The organism is Zoogloea sp. GDB6, from assembly GCF_056724105.1.
The window spans coordinates 560075-583842 of the sequence record NZ_CM161497.1; the positions used below are offsets into that span (position 1 = coordinate 560075).

Annotated in this window: 20 protein-coding genes; 7 read left to right on the forward strand and 13 right to left on the reverse strand. The window is 62.9% G+C overall.

Going from position 1 to position 23768, the window contains the following annotated elements:
• Positions 1 to 3 precede the first annotated feature (3 nt).
• Positions 4 to 2034, reverse strand: coding sequence for a transketolase (gene tkt / locus AC1PQG_RS02540; protein WP_481121107.1), 2031 nt, complete (start codon positions 2032 to 2034; stop codon positions 4 to 6).
• A gap of 169 nt (positions 2035 to 2203) precedes the next feature.
• Between tkt and AC1PQG_RS02545 the strand changes: the two genes are divergently transcribed.
• Together AC1PQG_RS02545 and AC1PQG_RS02550 are read left to right on the forward strand one after the other, a co-directional pair.
• Complete coding sequence (locus AC1PQG_RS02545) at positions 2204 to 3586, forward strand: hypothetical protein (RefSeq protein WP_481121108.1); 1383 nt, start codon at positions 2204 to 2206, stop codon at positions 3584 to 3586.
• A 4-nt stretch (positions 3587 to 3590) separates the two neighbouring features.
• On the forward strand, positions 3591 to 5348 hold the full coding sequence (locus tag AC1PQG_RS02550; protein WP_481121109.1) for an MORN repeat-containing protein: 1758 nt from the start codon (positions 3591 to 3593) through the stop codon (positions 5346 to 5348).
• Between the two features lie 122 nt (positions 5349 to 5470).
• On the opposite strand, the gene AC1PQG_RS02555 is transcribed toward AC1PQG_RS02550, so the two are convergent.
• Together AC1PQG_RS02555 and AC1PQG_RS02560 are read right to left on the reverse strand one after the other, a co-directional pair.
• A complete protein-coding gene (locus AC1PQG_RS02555; protein ID WP_481121110.1) occupies positions 5471 to 6346 on the reverse strand; it encodes a phosphoribulokinase in 876 nt (291 codons plus the stop codon).
• Positions 6347 to 6487: 141 nt separating this feature from the next.
• Positions 6488 to 7297 (reverse strand): inositol monophosphatase family protein, encoded by an 810-nt coding sequence (locus AC1PQG_RS02560; protein ID WP_481121111.1) that lies wholly within the window; start codon positions 7295 to 7297, stop codon positions 6488 to 6490.
• A 133-nt stretch (positions 7298 to 7430) separates the two neighbouring features.
• Here AC1PQG_RS02560 and AC1PQG_RS02565 point away from each other — a divergent pair, with 133 nt between their 5' ends.
• From AC1PQG_RS02565 to AC1PQG_RS02585, 5 genes are all read left to right on the forward strand, one after another.
• Positions 7431 to 8171 (forward strand): 16S rRNA (uracil(1498)-N(3))-methyltransferase, encoded by a 741-nt coding sequence (locus AC1PQG_RS02565; protein ID WP_481122958.1) that lies wholly within the window; start codon positions 7431 to 7433, stop codon positions 8169 to 8171.
• On the forward strand, positions 8164 to 9651 hold the full coding sequence (gene pap / locus AC1PQG_RS02570) for a polyphosphate:AMP phosphotransferase (protein WP_481121112.1): 1488 nt from the start codon (positions 8164 to 8166) through the stop codon (positions 9649 to 9651). Before AC1PQG_RS02565 ends, pap begins: the two co-directional genes overlap by 8 nt.
• Positions 9652 to 9705: 54 nt before the next feature.
• Positions 9706 to 11055 (forward strand): amino-acid N-acetyltransferase, encoded by a 1350-nt coding sequence (argA, locus tag AC1PQG_RS02575; RefSeq protein ID WP_481121113.1) that lies wholly within the window; start codon positions 9706 to 9708, stop codon positions 11053 to 11055.
• A gap of 80 nt (positions 11056 to 11135) precedes the next feature.
• Complete coding sequence (locus AC1PQG_RS02580) at positions 11136 to 12740, forward strand: sensor domain-containing diguanylate cyclase (RefSeq protein ID WP_481121114.1); 1605 nt, start codon at positions 11136 to 11138, stop codon at positions 12738 to 12740.
• Positions 12741 to 12804: 64 nt separating this feature from the next.
• Positions 12805 to 13077: an oxidative damage protection protein gene (locus tag AC1PQG_RS02585; RefSeq protein ID WP_374479998.1), complete on the forward strand. Its 273-nt coding sequence runs from the start codon at positions 12805 to 12807 to the stop codon at positions 13075 to 13077.
• Positions 13078 to 13091: 14 nt separating this feature from the next.
• On the opposite strand, the gene AC1PQG_RS02590 is transcribed toward AC1PQG_RS02585, so the two are convergent.
• The 10 genes from AC1PQG_RS02590 to AC1PQG_RS02635 all read right to left on the reverse strand — a co-directional run bounded on the left by AC1PQG_RS02590 (position 13092) and on the right by AC1PQG_RS02635 (position 23728).
• Positions 13092 to 13412 carry an EscU/YscU/HrcU family type III secretion system export apparatus switch protein gene (locus tag AC1PQG_RS02590; RefSeq protein ID WP_481121115.1) on the reverse strand — a complete coding sequence of 107 codons (321 nt, stop codon included), beginning with the start codon at positions 13410 to 13412 and terminating at the stop codon, positions 13092 to 13094.
• Positions 13409 to 14713 (reverse strand): flagellar hook-length control protein FliK, encoded by a 1305-nt coding sequence (fliK, locus tag AC1PQG_RS02595; RefSeq protein ID WP_481121116.1) that lies wholly within the window; start codon positions 14711 to 14713, stop codon positions 13409 to 13411. Before fliK ends, AC1PQG_RS02590 begins: the two co-directional genes overlap by 4 nt.
• Before the next feature lie 27 nt (positions 14714 to 14740).
• Positions 14741 to 15085, reverse strand: a complete 345-nt coding sequence (locus AC1PQG_RS02600; protein ID WP_481121117.1) for a flagellar protein FliT — start codon at positions 15083 to 15085, stop codon at positions 14741 to 14743.
• Between the two features lie 19 nt (positions 15086 to 15104).
• Positions 15105 to 15518 (reverse strand): flagellar export chaperone FliS, encoded by a 414-nt coding sequence (gene fliS / locus AC1PQG_RS02605; RefSeq protein ID WP_481121118.1) that lies wholly within the window; start codon positions 15516 to 15518, stop codon positions 15105 to 15107.
• A gap of 31 nt (positions 15519 to 15549) precedes the next feature.
• The gene (gene fliD, locus AC1PQG_RS02610) at positions 15550 to 16920 is read right to left on the reverse strand and encodes a flagellar filament capping protein FliD (RefSeq protein ID WP_481121119.1); all 1371 of its coding nucleotides are present in this window, start codon (positions 16918 to 16920) and stop codon (positions 15550 to 15552) included.
• 161 nt (positions 16921 to 17081) lie between these two features.
• Positions 17082 to 17465, reverse strand: a complete 384-nt coding sequence (locus AC1PQG_RS02615; RefSeq protein ID WP_481121120.1) for a flagellar protein FlaG — start codon at positions 17463 to 17465, stop codon at positions 17082 to 17084.
• Between the two features lie 83 nt (positions 17466 to 17548).
• On the reverse strand, positions 17549 to 18403 hold the full coding sequence (locus AC1PQG_RS02620; RefSeq protein ID WP_481121121.1) for a flagellin N-terminal helical domain-containing protein: 855 nt from the start codon (positions 18401 to 18403) through the stop codon (positions 17549 to 17551).
• Positions 18404 to 18658: 255 nt separating this feature from the next.
• Positions 18659 to 22225, reverse strand: a complete 3567-nt coding sequence (locus tag AC1PQG_RS02625; protein WP_481121122.1) for a glycosyltransferase — start codon at positions 22223 to 22225, stop codon at positions 18659 to 18661.
• A gap of 73 nt (positions 22226 to 22298) precedes the next feature.
• Positions 22299 to 23045, reverse strand: a complete 747-nt coding sequence (locus tag AC1PQG_RS02630; protein WP_481121123.1) for a cephalosporin hydroxylase family protein — start codon at positions 23043 to 23045, stop codon at positions 22299 to 22301.
• A gap of 32 nt (positions 23046 to 23077) precedes the next feature.
• Positions 23078 to 23728 (reverse strand): NeuD/PglB/VioB family sugar acetyltransferase, encoded by a 651-nt coding sequence (locus tag AC1PQG_RS02635; RefSeq protein WP_481121124.1) that lies wholly within the window; start codon positions 23726 to 23728, stop codon positions 23078 to 23080.
• Positions 23729 to 23768 lie beyond the last annotated feature (40 nt).

The window sequence follows — 23768 nt, forward strand, 5'->3', positions numbered from 1 at the left end:
CGGTCAGGCGAGGACCTTCCTGACCGCGGCAACCACGGCGTCGGCGGTGACGCCGAAATACTTGAACAGCTCGCCGGCCGGAGCGGATTCGCCGAAGCGGTCTACGCCGATGACTTCGCCTTCCAGCCCGACGTACTTGCGCCAGCCATCGGTCACACCAGCTTCCACCGCAACCCGCGGCAGGCCCTTGGGCAGCACGGAAGTACGGTAGGCGGCATCCTGGCGGTCGAAGACGTTTGTGCTGGGCATGGAGACCACCCGCACGGCAATGCCTTCTTCGGCAAGCTGCTTCTGGGCGGCCAGTGCCAGCGCCACTTCCGAACCGGTCGCTATGATAACGGCTTGCGCGCCGCCGGCCTGTGAACCAGTGCCCGAATCGGACAGCACGTAGCCGCCGCGGCGGATATCGGCGACCTGTTCGGCATTGCGCGGCTGGAAGGGCAGGTTCTGGCGGGAGAAGGCGAGGGAGCTCGGACCCTCGGTGCGTTCGACCGCTGCAGCCCAGGCCACCGCCGATTCAGTGGTGTCACAGGGGCGCCACACGTCCATGTTGGGGATCAGGCGCAGGGAGGCCGTCTGTTCGACCGGCTGGTGGGTCGGGCCGTCTTCGCCAAGGCCAATGGAGTCGTGGGTGAACACGAAGATCTGACGCACCTTCATCAGCGCCGCCATGCGCAGGGCGTTGCGGGCGTATTCGCTGAACATCAGGAAGGTGGCGGTGTAGGGCACCAGGCCGCCGTGCAGGGCGATGCCGTTGGCGATGGCAGCCATGCCGAACTCGCGCACACCGTAGTACACGTAGTTGCCGCCGCTGGTCTTGCTGACGCCCTTGGCGCCGGACCACAGGGTCAGGTTGGAGCCGGCCAGGTCGGCGGAGCCGCCGAGCAGTTCCGGCAGCTTCGGTGCGAAGGCTTCAATGCTGTTCTGGCTGGCTTTGCGGGTGGCGATGGTCTCGCCCTTCTCGGCGACCTTGGCCAGTACCGCGTCCACGTGGGCGCTCCAGTCGGAGGGCAGTTCACCGGCCATGCGGCGGGTGAATTCGGCGGCGAGTTCGGGGAAGGCCGTGGCGTAGGCGGAGAAACGGGTGTTCCACTCGCCTTCCAGCGCAGCACCCTTTTCCTTGGCGTCCCAGGCGGCGTAAACGTCGGCCGGCACTTCGAAGGGCGGGTGGTTCCAGCCGATGTAGGCGCGGGCGGCCTCGATTTCCGCGTTGCCCAGCGGGGCGCCATGTACGTCGTGACTATCCTGCTTGTTGGGGGCGCCGGCGCCGATGATGGTCTTGCAGCAGATCAGGCTGGGGCGGCCGGTTTCGGCCTGGGCGGCCTTGAGGGCGGCCTCGATCTCGACCGGGTCATGCCCCTGTACGTCGCGCACCACGTGCCAGCCGTAAGCTTCGAAGCGCTTCGGGGTGTCGTCGGTGAACCAGCCGTCGACGTGGCCGTCGATGGAGATGTTGTTGTCGTCGTAGAAGGCGATCAGCTTGCCCAGGCCCCAGGTGCCGGCCAGCGAACAGGCTTCGTGGGAGATGCCTTCCATCAGGCAGCCGTCGCCGAGGAAGACGTAGGTGTGGTGGTTGACGATCTCGTGGCCGGGACGGTTGAAGTCGGCGGCGAGGATCTTCTCGGCCAGCGCCATGCCGACCGCGTTGGTGATGCCCTGCCCCAGAGGACCGGTGGTGGTTTCGACGCCGGGGGTATAGCCGACTTCCGGGTGACCCGGGGTGCGGCTGTGCAGCTGGCGGAAGTTCTTGAGGTCGTCGATGGACAGGTCGTAGCCGGTCAGGTGCAGCAGGGCGTAGATCAGCATCGAGCCGTGGCCGTTGGACTGCACGAAGCGGTCGCGATCAGCCCACTTCGGGTTTGCCGGATTGTGGCGCAGGTGGCGGCGCCACAGTACCTCGGCGATTTCGGCCATGCCCATCGGGGCGCCCGGGTGGCCGGAGTTGGCCTTCTGGACAGCATCCATGGCCAGCGCGCGGATAGCGCCAGTCAGGGGGTTGAAGACGGGCAGCTTGACGTTACGCGTAGAAGACATCGAAGAACCTTCGGCCGGGGGAGCGGCGCGCAAAGACCGTAATTATCTTTGATTTCCGGGCACTTGGGTAGCCTCGCGGGGGGATAAGTGCGATCCGGGGCGGGGCGTACGGGGGCGTGAAAACTGCGGCATAATCGGGCGCCCACATTTACTTACATTCGTCTCGTCGATGTTCTTGCGCCTCCTTGCCGTGGCTGCCCTGTCGTGGGTGGCGCTGACCCTGAGCGGATGTAGTTCGGTCAAATACACCGTCGATGACGGCCGCAAGGTGAATGAAACCTTGCTCGCCAACCTGCGCCTGCTCGGCCATGGCGAACGCGCGTTGCGGCCGGCCATCGTGCGCACGGCTGCGCTGAAGGATCCGGATTGCAGCCATCAGTGGGAGCTGCCCTTCAGCGTGGCGACCAGCTATGAATGGGCTGAGGACGACCGGGTGGCGTGGGTGCGGGCGCTGCAGGTGGACGAGCGTCTCACCGTCGTCGGTGCCGCGCCGGATTCCGGGCTTCAGGTCGGCGACAAGCTCGTCGAGCTGAAGGGCTACAGCCGCCGGGACGCCAACAAGATGCTGGCCGAACTGGCCGAATTGCGCGACGACGGCAAGCCCTTCCCGGTCAAGACCGCGGCTGGCAAGACCGTGACGGTCAAGCCGCTGCAGGTGTGCCGCGGCTATGCACGCCTGGCCCCGCCAGTCACGCCGACCTACCAGGATTACCACTGGCTGATGAGCATCTATCCGCTCAATGTGTTCGGCCCGCAGATCACCCCGGATGAAGCCCTGTGGATCGTGCTGTGGACCCAGGGGCTGTCCGAGGAGGGCGGGGGGCGGATGAAGGCCTATCACTACACCAAAGAGATCGTGTCGACGCTGTTTGAGATCGCCACGCTGGCAACCGGCCTCAACGCCGCGGCGCAGGCCGCCAAGGTGGCGGTCGATCAGGCGGCGCAGGCCGCGGCCGCGGCGGCGGCAAAATCGGCGGGTGAGGCGATCGCGAAGCAGGCTCTGCAGGACGCAGCCCGCAGTATCGCCGAGCAGGCCGGCAAGGAATACGCGCAGAAAGTGGGTGAGGAGATCGCCAAGTCGGCAGGGCGTCAGCTCGGCGGCGTGTTGCGGGACAGCTTCATGGCGCGGGTCGGCATGTCGGTGTCCAGCCTGTCGTGGGTGGCGACGACGGCGTTCGACGATGCGGACCGTTGGGCCTATGACCGCATTGGGAAACTCGGTGGTGATCCGCTTGCCGGCGCGACGCTGCATCAGAAGCTTTTTGATGCCAATGCGATTGCCAACCCTTTCGTTTTCGATGAGGACCGTCTGCAGCGCTACGCGGCACTGGCCCGCCAGACCCAGCGGGAGGAGATGCTGGCGGCAGTGCTGAAGGGCGAATCCCTGGATGTGTTTGCGCTGAAGATCGGCGACCTGCAGAGCGCCTCGGATGAGAGCGGGCAGATGGCCCTGCAGATGGCCAGCGATGATGTGCCGCTTGCTGGCGGTGCAGGGCAGGGTGGGCTGATCGATGCGATGCTGAGAATGCCTTTGGAATCGGGCGGGGACTGAGTTGATGAATACGATGCATCGTCGCGGGCTGGCTGTGTGCCTGCTCTTTCTAGTTGGCGGGGCTGGCGCCCAGCAGGCCATGCCGGAAGCGTCCGGTGGCATGCCTGAGACGTCGGGTGGCCCCGCAGCAGATTGCCCGGTGTTGCTGCAGGAGGCCGAGGCGCATTTCGAGCAGGGCCACCAGGCAGCTTCAGCCAAACGCTGGAAGGAGGCGCAGCCGCTGTTGCACAGCGCCAGTGGCGAATTCCTGAAGGTGGCGGCGGCCTGTCCGACCGTTGCCGCGCAGGCCAACCGGCAAGGGGACCGGGCCACGACGGAACTGAAGCTGGTCGAAGCTGCCATCAGCCACCAGAGCGAATGCCTGCCGCGCTTCGACAAGGCACTGGACCTGGATCTCCGTGCCGCCGCGGCCAAGTCGGACAAGGGGGACCCGGCGGAAGTCGAGCGCCTGCTCGCCGAGGGCGAGACGACGTGGCGGGAGGCGGTGGCGGTGTGTCAGTCGCCGCATCGGGAGAAGGCCGAGAAGAGTCTGGCCGCGACGGTCAAGGTTCGCACCGCCAACGCCGAGCTGCTCAGCGCCGGCCCGGCCTGTGATGCGGCCTGGAAGAACGCGACAGCGCTCATCGATTACGCCAAGGGCGCGTGGCGGGACAAGCGCTGGGACGATGCGGCAATGCTCTACGGCAAGGCCGTGATGGCCTGGGAAGGTGCTGCCGACAAGTGTTCCGGCACGAGGCAGCTGCAGGCCCAGCGCAAGGTGGAGCAAACCCAGATCGATGCGCACAACGCCGAGTTCTGTGGTCCGCTGTGGGACAGCGCGACGGATCTGAGCCAGCGCGTGAAGAGCGCCGGCAATGGTGTGTCGGCGACAGAGAAGGACCAGCTGTCGATGAGGGCCGAGGTGGCCTGGCGCGATGCGGCCGGCCAGTGTCATGGCAGTCCGCAGAATCTGGCGCGCAGCAACGCGGATGCGCTGGCCCGGGAGCGGGGCACGCCGCTGCCGGCGAACGCGCAGGCTTTGTACGGGACGCGCAGGCCGACACCGGTTGTCGAGCCGGTGGCGGTCAAGACGTCCGCGGCGACTGCCGCGACGGCAACTGCGGCTGCAGCGCTCCCGGTTGTCAAGGACGCGATCAAGGCGGGAGCTGCAACGACCGCGTTGGTGCCCGTCGTTCCGGCGCCGGTTGGCAAAGTGGCCGAAGTGCCGGCGGCAACCGTCCGCAAGGAAGCACCGACCGAAGCCACGCTGGTCGCCGGCGATACCACCTACAAGGGCCATTTCGCGATGGATCCGAAGAGCGGCATCGTGAGTGGCACGGGCACCGTCGAATGGGCCAATGGCGAGCGCTTCAGCGGCACCCTGGTCGACGGGCGACGTCAGGGCAAGGGGCGCTTCAACTGGGTGGGCGGCCAGTGGTATGACGGTGACTGGGCCGACGACCGGGCGGTCGGCTACGGCATCATCCAGTTTCCGGGCGGCAATCGCTATGAAGGTGCGGTGGTGGATGGAGAGCCGGTTGGTCGCGGTACGCTGGTCTTCGCGTCGGGGGATCGCTACACCGGTGACTTCGTGCGTGGCCTCTTCCACGGCCAGGGCAGCTATGCGTGGAAAAACGGCAACCGTTACGACGGCGCGTGGAACCTCGGCAAAAAGCATGGCCGCGGCCGCCTGACCTGGGCTTCCGGTGACGCCTGGGAGGGCGAGTTCCGCGACGACCTGAAGACTGAATCAGGTCAGAACATCGCAGTAGCCGCGCATTGAGCGGGGGCCAGCGCGTTCCAGGCTGGCTCCATGGTTAATCGTCTGCGGGGCTGGTCTTGTGGGCGGCTTGCAGGGGCGACGTGATGCGTCCGCCGAGCCTGGCCCATTTTCAGCTCACAGTCTCAAACCCACTGGCGGCGGCGTTCCATCAGCTTCCAGATCAGCGGCGTGAGGATCAGCTGCATCGCCAGATCCAGCTTGCCACCCGGCACCACGATGGTGTTGGCGCGGGACATGAAGCTGTCGTGGATCATGCGCAGCAGGTAGGGGAAGTCCACGCCGCGCGGGTCGCGGAAACGGATGATCACCATCGACTCGTCGGCGGTCGGGATGTCGCGGGCGATGAAGGGGTTGGAGGTATCCACCATCGGCACCCGCTGGAAGTTGATGTGGGTGTGGGAGAACTGCGGCACGATGTAATGCACGTAGTCGTGCATGCGGCGCAGGATGGTCTCCTGCACGGCCTCCAGTGAGTAGCCGCGGGTCTTGGTGTCCCGGTGGATCTTTTGTATCCACTCCAGGTTGGTGATTGGAACGACACCGATCAGCAGGTCGGCGTGCCGGCAGGTATTGACCTTGTCGGTGATCACCGCGCCGTGGAGTCCTTCATAGAACAGGCAGTCGGTGTCCGGCGGAAGTTCTTCCCAAGGCGTGAAGTCGCCCATCCTGAGGGCGCGGCGGGCGGCTTCCTCTGCGCTGTGGAGATAGAAACGCCGCTTGCCGCCGCCCGATTCGCCGTAGGTGCGGAACAACTGTTCCAGATCTTCGAGCAGATTGGCCTCCGGGCCGAAGTGGCTGATGCCGCGCCGGCCCTGGCTTTCCGCCTCGATGATGAGGTCGCGGATCTCCTCCCGCGTGTAGCGGTGGAAACTGTCGCCCTCAATGACCGCAGCATTGACCTTTTCCCGCCAGAAGATGCCTTCGAAAGTGTGCTTCACCGTGGTCGTGCCGGCGCCTGACGAGCCGGTCACCACGATGATCGGGTGCTTCATGGACATGGGTTGCTCTCGAAAGTGAATGGTTTTGGCACAGGGCACGGGGCTATGGCCTGTGCCAAAAGCGCTCAGTTTCCGGAGTGAAGCCTAATTCAGCGGTGTTGCAGCAAAAACCGGGCCTCCTTTCAGGAGGTCCGGCTCGGCTCAGGAATGGGTGTTGAGCCAGACCCGCCATTGGTCGAACAGGGCCGGGCTGGCGGCGGCGATTACGGAGCGCTTGATGGCCGGGCCGGCGGTCAGCGGTGTGCCGCCGAGGGTGCTGTAGCAACCGCCGGCTTCTTCGAGGATCAGCCGGCCGGCGGCATAGTCCCACAGCATCTGGCCGCCGTGGATGTAAACGTCCAGGCGGCCGGCGGCCACATAGCACCATTCGAGGGCGCTGGAGCCGAAGTTGCGCTGGGAGTAATAGGGCGGGCGGACGGCCAGTTCGTCGCCGAGGTGGTGGCTGATGCGCTTGAAGTCCACGCCGGCCACCGCGTCCTTGAGGCGGGTGGTCGGGCTGCGCAGTGGCAACGACACGTCGTTGAGCCACGCGCCGGCACCGCGGCCCGCGTAGAAGGCTTCGTCGGTGACCGGGTTGTACACCACGCCGAGCTGGGTCTTGTGATTGACCAGGTAGGCTACGGCCACGCCGAAGAAGGGGATGCCGTTGGCGAAGTTGGTGGTGCCGTCGATCGGGTCGATGACCCACAGACCGTCTACGCCGGCCTGCCATACGCGGCCCTGTTCCTCAGCGGTCATCTCCTCGCCGAGCACCGGAGCCGGGATGAGCTGCGGCAAACGCTCGACGAGGGCCGCCTGGGAGGCCAGGTCGGCTTCCGTGAGCACGCTGCCGTCGGCCTTGTGCTCGCGTACGGCACGCAGGTAGCGGGGCAGGATCGTTTCGCCGGCCATCTGGCGGACCAGGGTGGCCAGGGAGCGGGCGAGTTCGAGGCGTTGGGCACTGGTGGTCATCGGGCGGCCCGTCGGATGGTGAGGGTGCCACTGCCCGGCAAGGTGGGCAGTGCAATGATCGGAAGCGTGGAGAGACGGATCGGCATTTTGTTTCAATCCCGTTTAAACACGCGGTTTTGCGGATAATAGCATGATGAATCCACGCTTCTTCTGCCCCGACGGGCTCGCTCCCAACAGCGACATGCCCCTGCCTGCCGATGTTGCCCATCACGCCGAGCGCGTGCTGCGGCTGAGCGTCGGCGATGAAATCGTGCTCTTCGACGGCCGTGGCGGTGAATGCGCCGCGACCCTGCTGGCCCTCGGCAAGCAAGCCGTGGCCCGTCTCGGCCCGCGCCTGGAGGTGGAGCGGGAGTCGCCGCTGGCGATCACGTTGGTGCAGGCGTTGGCAAGCGGGGACAAGATGGACTGGATCGTGCAGAAGGCGGTGGAGCTCGGCGCGGTGGCGGTGCAGCCGGTGGCGGCGGAGCGTTCGGTGCTGAAGCTGTCCGGCGAGCGGGCCGCCAAGCGGGTGGCCCACTGGCAGCAGGTGGCGGTGTCGGCCTGCGAGCAGTCCGGGCGCAACCGCGTGCCGCAGATCGCCGAGATCCTGCCTCTCAACAAGTATCTGGCGCAGGCGGCGGAAGGGCGTCGGCTGATCCTGGCACCGGGCGCCGCGGGCGCATTGGCCCGTAAGTCCCCTCCGGACGGGCCGCTGAGCGTGCTGATCGGCCCGGAGGGCGGTTGGTCGCCCGCCGAGCTGATCCTCGCCGAACGGGCCGGCTGCGAGCCGCTGGCGCTGGGGCCGCGCGTCTTCCGTACCGAGACCGCCGGGCTGGCGGCAATGGCCGCCTTGCAGACCCTGTGGGGTGATTTCCCGGGAGAGGGCGATGTTTGAATCCGCCGAGCTGGGCCACAAGCTGTCGAAGGCCGACTACGAGTCGATCGAACCGCAGCTGCGCACCGACCTGCTGGACGTGCAGTTCGAGTTACTGGAGAACAAGGGCTTTGCCGCAGTGATCCTGATCAACGGCATCGACGGGGCCGGGCGCGGCGAGACGGTCAATCTTCTCAACGAGTGGATGGACCCGCGCCACATCGAGGTGCATGCCTTTGACAAGCCCACCGACGAGGAGCGTGAGCGCCCCTTCCTGTGGCGCTTCTGGCGGGCGCTGCCGCCGCGCGGCAAGATCGGTGTGCTGTTCGGCAACTGGTATTCCGAGGCCATCGGGGACCGCGCGTTCGGGCGTATCAAGAAGGCACGTCTCGATCAGCAACTGGCCGAATTCAACCGCTTCGAGGCGATGCTGGCGGCCGAGGGCGTGCTGTTGGTCAAGTTCTGGTTCCATCTGTCCAAGCAGGCCCAGAAAAAGCGCCTGAACGCGCTGGAGGCGAATCCGGAAACCCGCTGGCGGGTGCGGGACACGGACCGGGAGGTCTACAAGGAATACGACCGCTACAAGGATGTGGCGGAGCACGTGCTGCGTCAGACCAGCACCGGCATCGCGCCGTGGGTGATTGTGGACGGCTCCGATCCGCAATACCGTGCAGTGCAGGTCGGTCGGACGCTGCTGGAAGGCCTGCGCCGCCGCTGCGAGCACGCCGCGCGGGGCTATCGGACCCGCCAGACGGCGGCGCCGCTGGCCGCGCCGGTGGATGAACGGAACCTGCTGAATGCGTTGGTACTCAACCAGCCGCTGGACAAGAAGGACTACGACAAGCAGTTGGAAAGGTTGCAGGGGCGGTTGGCCCTGGCCATGCGCAGCGAGGCTTTCGCGAACCGAAGTCTGGTGCTGGTGTTCGAAGGCATGGATGCGGCGGGCAAGGGCGGGGCGATCCGCCGGGTTACCCAGGCCCTGGATACGCGCCAGTACCACATCACGCCGATTGCCGCACCGAGCGAGGAAGAGCGGGCGCAGCCTTACCTGTGGCGCTTCTGGCGCCATCTGCCGCGGCAGGGGCGGGTCGCGATATTCGATCGCTCGTGGTATGGCCGGGTCCTGGTGGAGCGTGTCGAGGGTTTCTGCTCGGAGGCGGACTGGATGCGTGCCTATGCGGAGATCAATGATTTTGAGGATCAGCTCGTGTCGGCAGGGGCCATCGTCGTGAAGTTCTGGCTGTCGGTCAGCGACGAGGAGCAGCTGCGGCGTTTCAAGGCCCGTGAAGAGCAGGCCTTCAAGCGTTACAAGCTCACCGAGGAGGACTGGCGGAACAGGGAAAAATGGCCGCTTTATGAACCCGCGGTATGCGACATGATCGATCGCACGAGTACGGAAAATGCTGGCTGGACTCTGGTCGAAGCGGATAATAAATATTACGCTAGGGTAAAAGTGCTGCAGACCCTGGTGGACAAGCTGGAGGTCGCATTGCAGAAATGAAAGAAGTGCAAAATAAAATGTTGCATTGCTCAACCCCGATGGGCTGGAGTGTCCGTGAATTCCCCTGATACCGTTTCCGCAGAGCGCGCCGAGCAGCTCTCCCAGCGTTTCGTCGCCTGGGTGCGCGCGGCGGCACCCTACATCCATGCCTTCCGCGGCAAGACTTTCGTGCTGGGCTTCGGTGGCGAGGTGGCAGGCGCCCACCTGGTCGAGAAGCTGGCTTACGACTGCAATCTGCTTGCGGCGCTGGGTATCCGGCTGGTGCTCGTGCATGGTGCGCGTCCGCAGATCGAGGCCGAGATGCTCCGGCGCGGCCTGACGCCGCGCTACCACAAGGGCTTGCGCGTCACCGACGGGGAAGCGCTGGAGTGCGTCAAGGCAGCCGTGGCGGTAACGCGCCTGGAGGTCGAGGCGCAGCTCTCGCAGGGCTTGCCGAACACCCCGATGGCCGGGAGCTACATGCGCGTGACCGGTGGCAATTTCGTCACCGCCAAGCCGGTCGGCGTCGTCGATGGCGTGGATTACGGCTTCACCGGCGCGGTGCGCAAGGTGATCGCCGAGGAAATCGCCGCCGACCTGGACCAGCAGAACGTGGTGCTGATGTCGTCCCTCGGCGTGTCGCCGGCCGGCGAGATCTTCAACATGAGCATGGAAGCGGTGGCCGAAGCGGTGGCGATCGCCCTCAAGGCCGAGAAGCTGATCTACCTGTGTGATGCGCCCGGCCTGCTCGATGCGAAGGGCGGGCTCATCGAGGCCATCACTGCCGATGATGCGGAAGCCATGCTGAACGCCGGTGAAGGGCTGACCGAGGATCTCGACCTTTACCTGCCCTGCGCGATCCGTGCGGTGCGCCAGGGGGTTGGGCGGGCGCACCTGATCGACCGGGACAAGGACGGTGGCTTGTTGCTGGAGTTCTTCACGCCCCAGGGGGTAGGCACCGTGCTGACCCGCGACCCCCTGTTCCGTCTGCGCGAGGCGACCATCGAGGACGTGGGGGCGCTTGGCAGCGTGATCGCGCCGATGGAAGCCGACGGCACGCTGGTACGGCGCAGCCGCGAGCGGCTGGAGCAGGAGATCGAGCGCTTCACCGTCGTCGAGTACGACGGCGTGCTGGTGGGGTGTGCTGCGCTGTATCCCTTCACGGACGAACGCGCGGCCGAGATGGCCTGTGTTGCCGTGGTGCCGGAGCATCGGCGCGCGGGGCTGGGTGAAATGCTGTTGCGCCGGATCGAGATGCGCTCGCGCGCGCTTGGCGTTGAGCGCTTGTTCGTGCTGACGACGCGGACTGCGGACTGGTTCCGCGAGCGGGGCTTCCACGAGGCGCCTCCGGCCGAGTTGCCGCGACCGAAACTTGAAATGTACGACGTCAGCCGCCGCTCCAAGGTTTTCATGAAGGCCCTGTGACGATGCGGTCGATGCCGCGGATCGAGCTTCGAATCCGTCCTTTGCTAGGTCTGCGGCCTGCACGGCATTGGTTGGCTCTCATGCTCGGCATGGCTGCACTGCCTGTACATGCGGCGTTGCCGCCGGGCATGGAGTCGCCGGTGGTGACATTGACCGCGGGGCTGGCGACGATGGCCGGTATGGCGGGAGCGTATCTGTTCTTGCGGCGTCAGCGTCCGACCCGGCCAGAGAAGACCATATCGCCAGTGGAGCAAGGTGACGTCACTGCCTGGTCGGCTGTCGGTACTGAGGTCGGGAACGCGCCGTCGGCGCCTGGTGGTACACGCTATTTCTTGGAGGCGGCGAGTACCGATCGTGGCATAGAAGGCTGGCTCAATGCGGAAGGTTCTCTGTTCTGGATCAACGGAGCGATCGAGAAGGCCACGGGTTACAGCGTCAATGAGGTTCTTGCGGGAGGCTTCATCGACCGGCTCGTTTACGACCGGGATCGGCGCTACTGTCGGGATCAGCTTGCCCAAGCTTTGGAAGGGGAGGCATCCACCGAATTTGAATTGCGACTGGTGACAAAGGACGGGAGAACCGTCTGGATGCTCGGCCGCTGGCAGCCGATCCGTAATGATGAAGGGCTGCTGCTGGGGCTGCGGGCGACGCTGACCGATATCCAGGCACGCAAGGAAGCCGAGTACAAGCTGCTAGAGTCGGTTGCCGCGCTACGTCGTGCCCAGGCTCTTTCAGAGCACTATCTCCGGCGCAGCAACGAGGAGCGTTCCCGCTTGTCCGCGCTGCTGGACGTGGTGCGCGTGGGCATCCTGTTCATGGATTCGGATCGAAGGGTGGTTTACTGCAATCGTGCGCTCTACGACATCTGGGAACTGGCGCTGGGTGAGAGTTTTGTCGGAGTGCGTGACGTCGTATTGCAGCAACACGTGATGGTGCGGATTGCGGACCAGGCAGGCTATCAGCGGCATCTTGCCGATGTGCTGAGCAACCGGAAGCCGAGCGAGCCCTTCGAGATCCGCTTCCTCGACGGCCGTATCGTGACCGATTTTTCGCGTGTGGTGCCGGGGCCGGACGGGACCCGGCCCATCGGTCGCATCTGGGTCTTCGAGGACGTGACCGAGCAGCGCAAGGTGGCGGGGCAATTGATGCGCCTGGCGGAGCGCGATCCGCTGACCAATATCTACAACCGGCGGCGCTTCCATGAGGAACTGGAGCGCATGCTGGCCGATGGTTGCCGTCATGCGGAAGATATTGGTTTGCTGTCCATCGATCTGGATGGCTTCAAGCCGGTCAACGACAATTTCGGCCATCAGGCTGGCGACCGAGTGCTGATCGGCCTGGCTGCTGCAGTGGTCGCGGTGGTACGCCGCAACGAGATGTTCTTCCGGATGGGGGGCGACGAGTTCGCGATCCTGGTGCCATCGGGTACGAAGACTGAACTGACCGAACTGGCGCGCAGGGTGTGTGCCTGCATTGCAGCTCTGCGCTTCGACTGTGGAGCCGAAAGCGTTGGTGTGACGGCCAGTATCGGCATTGCGATCAGCTCCGACTGCGGAAACCATGGAGAGTCCTTGATCGGTGCGGCGGATCGGGCAATGTACGTGGCCAAGTCCCGTGGGGGCAATGGCTGGGCATTTGCCGAAAGTGATGAGGAGCGACTGGATCGCTCTGGCGCGGCGGGCTAGAATCTTGCTATCCCATGGGCGGCAGCGGTGCTGCTCCGGAATCCCAATCGAGAGGTGAAGAAACATGGCACGGATGGTCAACTGTGTGAAGCTCGGCCGCGAGGCTGAAGGTCTGGATCTGCCGCCGATTCCCGGCGAGCTTGGCAAGAAGGTCTTCGAGAACGTTTCGAAGGAAGGCTGGCAGCAGTGGGTCAAGCATCAGACCATGCTGATCAACGAAAACCGTCTGAACCTGATGGATGCGCGTGCGCGCAAGTACCTGGCCGAGCAGATGGAGCGCTACTTCTTTGGTGGTGGCGCCGATCAGATCGGAGGCTATGTTCCGCCCAAGTCCTGAGTCGCGGTTCAGCTTTATACAGCTTGTGCGGCCCCGGTTTTCGGGGCCGTAGTCTTTTGGGCGCCTTGTTCGAGGCTGTATAGCCAGGCCAGCAGCTCGGCGACCGCCACATAGAGTTCGGGCGGAATGCGGGCGTCCAGGTCCACCTGCATCAAGAGTGCGACGAGCTCGGGGGATTCATGCACATAGACCCCGGCCTCCTTGGCACGGGCGATGATCTCTGCCGCGATTAGGCCGCGCCCCTTGGCCACCACCGTGGGGGCCGATGCGTTGGCGTTGTAGGCCAGTGCGACAGCTTCGGCCCGCACTTCCGAGGGTGCTTCGGGGCGGTTCATTGCCTGCCTCTGAGTTCGGCAACCAGCCCGGTGAGCGGTACGTTCGCGGCTGCGAGCGAGTCGGCAAGGCGCGACTCCCCGGACTGCAGCGCTTCGCGGGTGGTGCTGTCGTCGGCGATCAGGCGCACCGCCACGCCGGCTGGGGTCAAGTGCAGGCGGGCCTCGATGCCACCGAGGCTGGGGAGGGTCAGCCGGAGGGTGGAGTTCCAGTAGGGCTCGGGCTGTTGATCATCGCTGTCGCGTGCGTCGCGGGATGGGTCTTCGATTTCCCATTCCATCATCTGCCCGGGCCAGATCTGCCCTTGCCAGACGGCCTGATGGGTGGCAAGGGTGTCCAGTTGCTGATGCACGATGGGCAGCAGCTTCTCGGCAATCGGTGCGGCACTGTCGGTTTTACCGCCGGAAAGGGGGGGGCTGGCCTGATTGCCAGTTGTGTCCTCAGTGCTTCGTCTCCCCTGTGGCTCCACGGTAGCATCACGTCGAGTTGCACTGCTGGCCTGATTGCTGGTTGCGTCCTCCGTGCTGCGCCTTCCCTGTGGCTCCACCGCATCCTCACGTCGAGTCGTACCGGCCTCCTGATTGTTGGCCGTGTCCTGAGCGCCATTGAATAGCATTTCCCAGGGGGAGGGCAGAACCATCTCTGCAGGCTGCCCGCCAGCCGGGGAGGGGGGGGACGATTGGAGGCCGCTGATGGGTGCTTGCAGTATTGCCGGCATGCTGCCCTGGGGTTCCTTGCGCAAGGTGGCTGTGTCCAATTGCCCCGATAGCCAGCGCGCCTGATGGGCCTCGTAGAACAGGCCGCTTTCCGTGACGGCTGTGCCGAGTTGGCCGGCCAGCTGGCTTGTGGCTGCAGGTGTTTGTGGTGCGGCTGGCAGCAGTGGCTGGCCACCATTGAGACTGGCACTGGGCACCGCCGGCTGGCCGGTCAGCAGGACACTGATGAGTTTTCCGGTCTGACTAAGGGCTGCCTGGCTTGATGTGGCAGTGTCGCCAGTCGGCTGGGCCAGGGTGGCCATGATGGCCTGAGGCGTGACCTTGCTGACGATGAGTTCGAGAGTGTCTCCTGCTTTGACCGATTGGGGGAGAGACAGGATGACCTCACGCCCGTCGATGCGGGCGTGGTAGGTGTTGTCCTGCGCGGCAGCCTGGAGGCTCGCCGTGATACGCTGCCCCGGCGTGAAGTCGGGCAGGACGGAGGTGACTGCCCGTACTCGGGCGGTTGGGGCGACAGTTGGCTCGCCGGAGAAAAAACTCACCTCCGAGAGCATCCGCAGGCGGGAGGCGAGGTCGCCTGGAATCATGGTGAGATCACCTGCCAGCCCCTACCCTTACGTCTGATCGGGGTCGCCGTAGGCCTTGCGCACATTCCGTTCTCTTGCGCCGCCAGACAGTAACTGACGTACGTTGTCCATCCAGGGTTCGGTGTGCACGCGCACTTCTTTGTCGTCATCAAGGATGCGGCGAATCAGCGCCACTTTTCTCTGGCGCTCTTCCTCGGGCATGCGTTTCTGACGGCCCGGAAATGCAAGGGCTTCCTCGACGCCGAGACGGTCGCGCAGGGATGCCACCTGCCGTTCAAGGCGTGAGAGACGATCCCAGTCGTTGGCGCGGGCTGCATCGACCATCTCGGTCGAGTAGGTGCTCATTTGTTCCAGCAGGGCAAGGGAACTCATGCAAATATCTCCGGCAGTCTTAACGGTTGGCCTGGTCGGGGGTGCCGATTTCTTCCCAGGCGCCTTTCAGTTCGGAAAGCAGCTTCGCGACTTCATCGAGGGCCGGCTTGCTGTTGTGCAGGTTGGCGTAGAGGAGTCGCTGCATCATGTACTCATACAGGGCGCCCAAGCGTTCTGCAAGATCTCCTCCCGCTTCGTAATCGAGGCTGACCTTGAGGCCGTTGCCGATGATCTCGATCGCGTGGGAGATTGCCTTGCCTTTGGCGGGGACGTTTTGCGCTTCAAGAGCGGCCGTAGCCGTCCCGATCTGCAGAAGCGCACCTTCAAACAGCATCAGGATCAGCTTGTGCGGGTCGGCAGTGGAAACCCCAGTTTCGAAACCGACTTCGCTGTAGGCTGCGGCGGCACGACGGGCGGCGAGGCCGAACGACATCTTGTTCTCCGTTTGGGTTGAGCTTTACGGCTTATTTACTAAGGAGCGCGAGCTGTTGGGTAAGGTAGGTGCTTGTTGTGCTCATGCTCGCCATTGTGGTGTCCAGGGCGGTGAACTGTGCCCGGTAAGTTTGTTCAATGATGCTCAGCCGATTGTTGAGTGCAGTGATCTGTTTCCCAATACTGGTAACGCTTGAATTCAAGCCGTTCGTGCGGCTGGCAATGACGCCAGTAGTGCCCAACAGGTTGGTCGTTGTGGTTTTCAACGAACTGCCATAGGCGCTGATGGCCGATGCAACTGCAGAAAAATTGGTGCTGGCTGCTGTGTCGAATTTTGTGCTGTCAAGTTGAAGACTGCCATCCGACTGGAACGATATCCCCAGCGAACTGAGCGTTTTGTACGCATTGCTCGACAAGCTGCTGGGTACGTTGGTCAATGCGGCCCTGACTTGCGACTGAACGCTGCGCAGAGACGAGTCGCCGTTGAGAACGGCGCCCGTCTTGGATGTGGCATCGTAGGCACCAAGGCTCTTGATCGATGAATTCAGGCTGTTGTAGGCGTTGACGAAGGCCGTGAGCTTGCTCTTCAAGGCCGAGTTGTCCCGTGTCAGCGTCAGGCTGGTAGAGCCTTCTTTGGCGAGCGTCAAGGTGACGCCATCGATGGCGTCAGACACGGTATTGCCGTTGGCTTTTACGGTGATGCCCTGGATCTGGACGATGGCGTCGGTGGCTGGGGTTTCCGCGAAATCGCTATTGCTGATGGAGGCCGCGGCGCCCTTGAACGCGACCGTTCCGCCCAATGTAATCGTGTTCGCGGTCCCGGCCTGATCTGCCGTGAGCTGGAGATGCTGCAATCCGTTGCTGTCCGTAACCGTGCTGGCGCTCACGCCTGCACCGGCGTTGTTGATTGCATCGCGCAGGGCACTCAGAGTGTTCTGGCTCTTGTCCAGCGTGATGGTGACGGCCGCGTTGCTGCCTTGTTGGATCGTCAGCGTGCGTGTGTCGTCACTGCCAAAATCCAACGCCGGATCGCCGGATTGAAATGTTGAGTTGAGCGCCAAGGTCTGGCTGCTACCCAGTTTAGTGACATTGACGGAGTAAGTGCCTGCGACTGCAGAGCTTGTGGTGGTTGCCGATGCAATCGTCGAATCGGCAACTGTTGCATTGAAAGAGGCAAAAGCTGCCGTCGGACTCTGTAAAATTGCCGGTGTCAGCGCACTGGCGGCCGATTGCAGAGAGGATATGGCGCTCTTGAGGGTGCCGAGCGCCGAAATCTTCGACTGATAGCTGCTTTGTTGGGTCTGGAGCTGGGTAAGAGGCTGTCGCTCGACACTCATCAACCCCGTGACGATGGATTCGACGTTTAGCCCCGACCCGATGCCGGCGGATGAAAGGGTTGCCATGGCACTCCTCCGTGTTGCTGTGTTCCTGCTGGATTTGCTTACGGCCGATGCTTGAAAAACTTGAGTGCATCAGCGGATAGCAAATTCATCAGCATAAATCGTGCCCATCTCTGGCGTTGCATAAAAAACAAACCCACCGGGTGGTGGGTACTGGAGGTGGATCAAACTTTTTGCTTGACCAGCAGACCTTGTAGTTTGTCCAGCGCCTTGGCGATGGCCAGTACTTCTTCCGACGGTATCTGGCGAAGCACCTTCTTGGATTCGGTATCGACAACCTTTACTACGGTTGTTCCGGTGTCTTTGTCGATCGAAAACTGCAGACTTTGAGCGGTTTGCTTGATGACATCCTGAATCTGGTTGACCGCTTGGGCCAGCTGATCCGGGCTCAGTTGTGTGGCTTTGTCTGCCTCGGTGATGCTCTTTGCCGCGGAGGTTTCGCCGCTTGATGGGGTGGCATCTGCCTGACGGCTACCGTCCACCGCGGTAAGCGGTTTGGCTGGCGTGGTGTATTGCATCGCGCCCGAACCGACGGGTTGAATGCTCATGATCATCTCCCATTTGTGCAGAAAGCGCCGCTCCCTTTACGGTGCGGCGCCTGCTGCGGCGAAATTTAAAAGCTTGGCGCCGCTTAGCGCAGGAGGGACAGCACGTTATTGGGCATGCTGTTGGCCTGTGCCACCATGGCCGTACCGGCTTGTTGCAGGATCTGGCCGCGGGTCATGTTGGCGGTTTCCTGGGCGAAGTCGGCGTCCATGATGCGGCCGCGGGACGACTTGGCGTTTTCGGATGCGACCTGCAAGGTCTGAACGACCGAGCTGAAGCGGTTTTGGACAGCGCCCCATTGGCCGCGTGCATTGTTGACAGTGGTCAGGGCCTGGTCAATGGCGTCGATGGCCGCCGCCGCGCCGGCGCTGGTCGAGCCGGAGATGTAGGCAGCGGTCATTGCACCGGCGGAGGTCGCCCCGGCGAACTGGCCCGTCGCCAACTCGATGTTGGCGCTGGAAACCGTGATCTGATCGGTGGTTGCAGTGCCCGCGCCGACTTGGAAACTGAAGTCCGAGGTGCCGCTCAGGATGCTCTGACCGTTGAAGGACGTGCCGCTCATGACACGCGAAATTTCCTGGTTCAACTGCTGGAATTCTGCGTCGAGGTTGGCACGGTCGCCACTCGTATAGGTGCCGTTGGACGACTGCACGGCCAGCTCGCGCATGCGCTGCAGGTTATCCGTGATGGCCTGCATCGCGCTTTCAGCCGTCTGCGCCATGGACACGCCGTCGTTCGCATTGCGAATCGCCACGTCGAAACCCTTGGCCTGCGAATTCATCCGGTCCGCAATCGCCAAACCTGCCGCGTCATCGGCTGCGCTGTTGATGCGCAGACCCGACGACAGCCGTTGCACCGACTTGGCAAGGCCCGCTTGGGACATGGACAGGTTGCGCTGGGCATTCAGCGACATCGAGTTGGTGTTGATTGTGGCAGCCATGATGGTTCTCCTTAATTCCGTTCAAGATAAGCGTTTCGGCTTAACTTTGGTTCGCCTTGCCCGGTCCGTGTAAGGCAACCGCCGTTGAATTCATTAACGGAGTCGACAGCTAGGACTTTAGAGATTTGTAGATTTTTTTGTAGGGAATGATCTTACAAGATCTGATCCCACCTCTCCGTGTCTCTTGATAGCGGCGCGGTTTATCAAAGCTTTAGGGCGATTTGCTGGCCGGGGTGCGGTTGGTTCCGGACGCTGTCAAGGCCCGTACGCTGCAAACCAGCTACCTACATGATTCTCTAGAATGAAACCGTTATGAACCCATTTCTGCAAGGCAAGCCCTGCTTCGCGTAGTGCCGCAGGCTCGGCGAGCTGTTCCCGGATCGTGGTGATCCACTTTTGCGGGTCGTTGGGCAGGCGAGTGACAGGGGCATTTTGGTAAGGATAGATGTCGGTGCAGATCACCGGCCAGCCCATGGCTCCATATTCAAGAAGGCGCAGGTTGCTCTTGGCCTCATTGAAGGGATTGATGTCCAGCGGAGCAATGGCGAGGTCGAGATCGAGTCGGGCCAGTGCTTTCGGGTAGGCCTGGAAATCGCGTTCGAAGTCGTGATACTCGTGGATGAAGGGCCTTAGCTGGGGGGGGCACATGCCCATGAAGATCCAGTCCACTTCATCGGCGAGGGCTTCCACCACCGCGTAGATCAGTTCGAGGTCCCCTTGATGCTGCTGGGCGCCGGCCCAGCCGACCCGGGGCTTCACGCGCGGCCGGCGTGGTGGCTCCACGTTCCCCCAATGTGACCATTCCAGGCAGTTGGGCATGATCCGGATGTCCTCGATCATGTCCGCCCACGAGTCGGCCAGTGGTTGCGTGCTGACGACCAGGCGGTCGACTTGGGAGAGATTCTTGCGCAGGCGGAAGCGTCCATCCTTGTAGCCGGATTTGTAGGACGGATGCTTTCTGGGCAGATCGGTGACGAGGTCGTCGATGGTGAGGATCTGTCGTAGCCTGGGCAGGTAACGGGAATACCGCTCCAGTGCGTCGCTTTGGCCGGCATCCAGAGGTTGGTGGAGGATCAGGACGTCGGGAGCGGCACGGGCCAGTTCGATAGGCGAGAGAATCCGTGTCGTGAATGCCTGGGGAGACTCGCAGATCATCGTCTGGGCCAGGCCGGCATGACTGATTGCACGTAGCGGGGCACGCAAGCGGTACTCGCCTGCGCCGCCGGAGACCGGGGCGGCCAGGATGCGCGGTCGGTCGTGAAATTGGAGATCCCAGTCGATGGGGGCCACATGCTCCGGCTTGAAAGGGTCGAGCAGACTCAGATGGCGGTTGTAGGCGGGGTCGTGTGAAAGTTGAGGCAGCCAGCGTTGGAGCAGGGTCTCGTTGGCCTGCTGGGTGACCAGCAGGTCAGCCAGTTTGTTTTCGAGCTTCTGTTGGCGGGCTTGGACAGAGACGCCTCCGTAATGAACCAGTGCGGAGTAGGGGGTCCAGACGACCTTGTAGGCCTTCTCGCCGGCTCGCAGGCACAGATCGAGTGCTCCATGGATGATGGGGAAGTCTGAGGCATTGATGCCGCCCAGTTGGTCGAACACTTCTTTGCGAACCAGCAAGGCCGAGCCGCTGGCTGCGCTGACGTTCTGATCACACAGGGCGCGGCCCATGTAGCCGGGGTCGGTCAGCTCCAGCTGGTTGAACGGGTTGCCCACCGGAGCATTGAATCCCAGAATCCACGCGCCCTGTTGTACCTTGGCGGTTTCGGGGTAGGTGAGGCGGGGCGCCACGATGGCGACCTCGGGGCGCTGGGCGATGGCCATCAGCCGGTCCAGCCAGTCGTCCTGGACGATATGCAGATCGTTATCGAGGAACAGCAGATAGTCTCCCCGGGCTGCTGCCGCACCGGTGTTGGCGCAGTGGGCCCAGTTGAAATCACCGGGCAAGGGGATCACGCGGGCGTGCTGCTCATCTGCCAGGTGGGCCAGGTAGCGGAGCGTATCCGGGTCGGTGCTGCCGTTATCGATGACGATGATCTCGACGTTCGGGTAACGGGTCCGCTCCCGGAGGCTGTCGAGCAGGGGCCGCAGATATTCTTCCCGGTCGCGGGTCGGGATGATGATGCTGACCAGAGGTTGGGTTTCCCAGAGGTAATGAACCCGGCGGGTGCCGAAGAGCGCGCCGTCCAGGACCTCTGCCTTGAGCCCGCGGCGCTGCAGATGATCGGTGAGTGCCGCCTTTTCGGTCTCCGGCTGCATCGCGCGTCGGGAGGCACGTGGCAAGTGGGCCAGTACGTGGTCGATATGGCCGACGCTTGTTTCGCCGCTGTGGTCGAGGATGCGCAGCGTCAGGTCGTAGTTTTCTGCGCCCCGGTGTTCGCCGTAGCGCCCGGCCGAAAGAAATGCCTGTTTTTCGGCGAGCACGAAGCTGCCGAAATAAGCTTGGGCGCGCAGCAGATCCAGATTCAGATCGGGCTTGAAGAGTGGCTCCGTGTAACCGCCATCTGTTTCTCGGGTGTCTTCGTCGCAATAGATCAGACGCCATTCCGGCCTGGCATTGATACGGTCGGCGATGATCTGCAAGGCTTGTGGCTCGAGGGTCAGGCCGGGCTCTATGCGGGCCAGCCAAGTCCCGGGAGAAGCCGCGGCCATTTCGTCGATCACGTAGTCGATGTGTGCGACGTCGCGTAGCGCCAGCCACTGGATGTTCGGGATTTCGGAGAGTCCTTCCGGTGCGTCGACGCCGGTGACCACAGTGAGCAGCCATTCCGGATACAACTGCGCGGCGAAGCTGTCGATCGTGTCGGCCAGTAAGGATTCCTCGCCAGGATGGAGCGCCATCAGCAGGTGAATGCCTGGCCGTTGATGCCACTTGAGCGTCATGCGCTCGGCGAGTAGCTCCGCATCGATCTCCCGCATCGAGGTACGCGAACGCCACAGGGCATAACGCTTGTCATCGCTGGCTGTCTTGGGGAGCTTGTCGGAATCTGAAGCGGAGGTGGGTTGCCCCACGGTGGGGTTTCGCAGGTAATTTGGGTCGGAGCAGAGGGCCAGTGCTTCGGTGAGCGAGGCAGCCTTCACGCTGCCAGGTATGTACCTCGGGGAGAAACGGGTGGTCTCGAATTCGGGAAATTTTTCGCAGAAGCGCTTTTCGTAGCGTTGCCAATCCCTTTCGTCGGGGGCCGAGATGCTTCCGCTGACGAGCAGCAATTCCTTCATGACCCCGACGCGAAGTCCGGCCCGGTGGCAGCGATAGGTGAAGTCGGTATCGTATAGTTGGGCGCCATCGAAGGCGTTGCTGTCGAACCTTACACGGGCGAAGACTTCCTTCTTGGCGGCGATGAATACGCCGTCAAGGGCCTGGACCTCGATGTGCAGGACATCGCCGGTATCGTAGTAGGTGACCGAGAATGGCGCATCCGCCTTCCCTACCGGGCCTTGGATCAACAGGCCGGCCAGATTGGCGGCGCCGCTGTCGGGCCAGTGCGTCGCCTTCAGGGCGGTGGGCCCGGCGACGCCGATCAGGTCGAATTCCTGCAAGCCCTTGTGCAGAACGTCGTCCAGTGCGTCCTGGCACAGGATGTCGATGCCGTCCTGGCACAGTACGATGGTTTCGAAACGGGCTTGCGCGACGCCCCGGGTGTAACCCTCGGCAAGGCATTTCGCGTCACTGATGCGCAGGATTTCGTTGTCCGAGGTGCAGATTTCGCCAATGCGGCGACTGATATACGCAAACTTGTCGTCATCGGTCGAGCAGATGACGAAGCTGACATTGCGATCTGTCGGCACCGGCAGGCGGCCGGAGGTTCGGGAGGGAGGCGCGTGGTCCATGATGTGAGCGGGGAAACAATGTCTGCGGAAAGTGGGGCCGCGGGTACTTACTGCGAATCCGGGGGCGTAGTCGTCAGGAGATCCGTTTCAGGTAGCCGTCCGGTGCAACGGTGAGCACGAGCTTCTGATGAACGGTTCGATCGATCTCGAATTCCGGGTGCGTCTTCAAGTATTCGTGGACGGCCGTCTTGGGGTTGTCACCGGGACCCCAGGGGCGATCCGGAAACATGGATTTGGGCATGTCCTCGATGATCGTGTCGAAGACCACGCAATAGCTGTCCTTGCTGGCGAGGGGCGCATAGGCATTCAGCTCGGCAAGAACGTGCTCATGGGTGTGGTTGCTGTCGAGGCATACGAGGATGCGTTCATGCTTCGCGGCGATGGCGCGGACTTGCTCGATGACCTCGGGCGAGGTGCTGGAGCCTTCGATCATCCGGATACGGGAGTACATGGGGTGGGCTTCGATGGCGGCTCTGTTGTGAGCCCTGATGTCGATGTCCACACCGAGTACTTCGCGGCGGGAATTGCGTGGATCGAGCGTCTGTCCGGATTCGATGGCATCGGACAGGTCGAGAAGTGCCAGCATGGAGGCACTGAAAACAAGCGATCCGCCATGGGCGATGCCGGTCTCGATGATCAGGTCGGGTTTGACCGACCAGATCAGCTCCTGCATCGCAACGATGTCCTGCGGGTATTGGATGATGGGACGGCCGAGCCAGCGGAAATTGTAGGTGTATTTACTCGCCGCGCTCCGATTGACCCACTGGCTGGTCATGTCGTGAAGGAGATCATCGCTGGATAAAGCCGCGATGTTCTCCACGACCTCATCCTGAAACTGCTCGCTCAAATTCTTCAATTCATTTCTCCTTCATTGATTCTTATGATCTTGGCGGGGTTTCCAACGACGACTGCAAAATCCGGAACGTCTTTGGTCACGACCGAGCCTGCACCGATAGTTGCCCATCGGCCGATCTTTATGCGCGGCAGGATCGTTGCGTTGGTGCCGATGAAGGTGCCGTCCCCAATGGAGCAGCACCCGGAAACGCTGACGGCGTGGGCAATGAATACGGATTGGCCGATTTTCGATTCATGTCCGATGACGGCGCCCATGTGGATGCTGCTGTTGTCGCCGACCTCCACTTCCGCCTGAAGAATCACGGATTCCTGCAGGTACAGGCCGACCCCGATTTTGGTCATCGTCAAATCAATGTTCGGATGGATCAGGTTGGTCAATTTCCCACCTGCGGCCAGAATCTCCAATGTGGTTTGATGGCGTACCTTGGTACTGCCGGTGATCAGGTTCACGAAGCCGACATCGTCACCTTTCAGGGATTCAACCAGTTCCAGCCCGCCGAGAACGGGAATTCCAAAAAAATCGGTCCCTTTCTTGGTCTGGTCATTGTCAAGCATCCCTGCAAAATGGACGTTTGGAATAGCCCGTTGAACCGCTCTCACCATGCGGATGGTTTCCGGATTTGCAGCGCCCAGCATATAGATCTTCATGGCGTCTTGACCTTTGCAGAGTGTTGAACAGAAGGGTGTC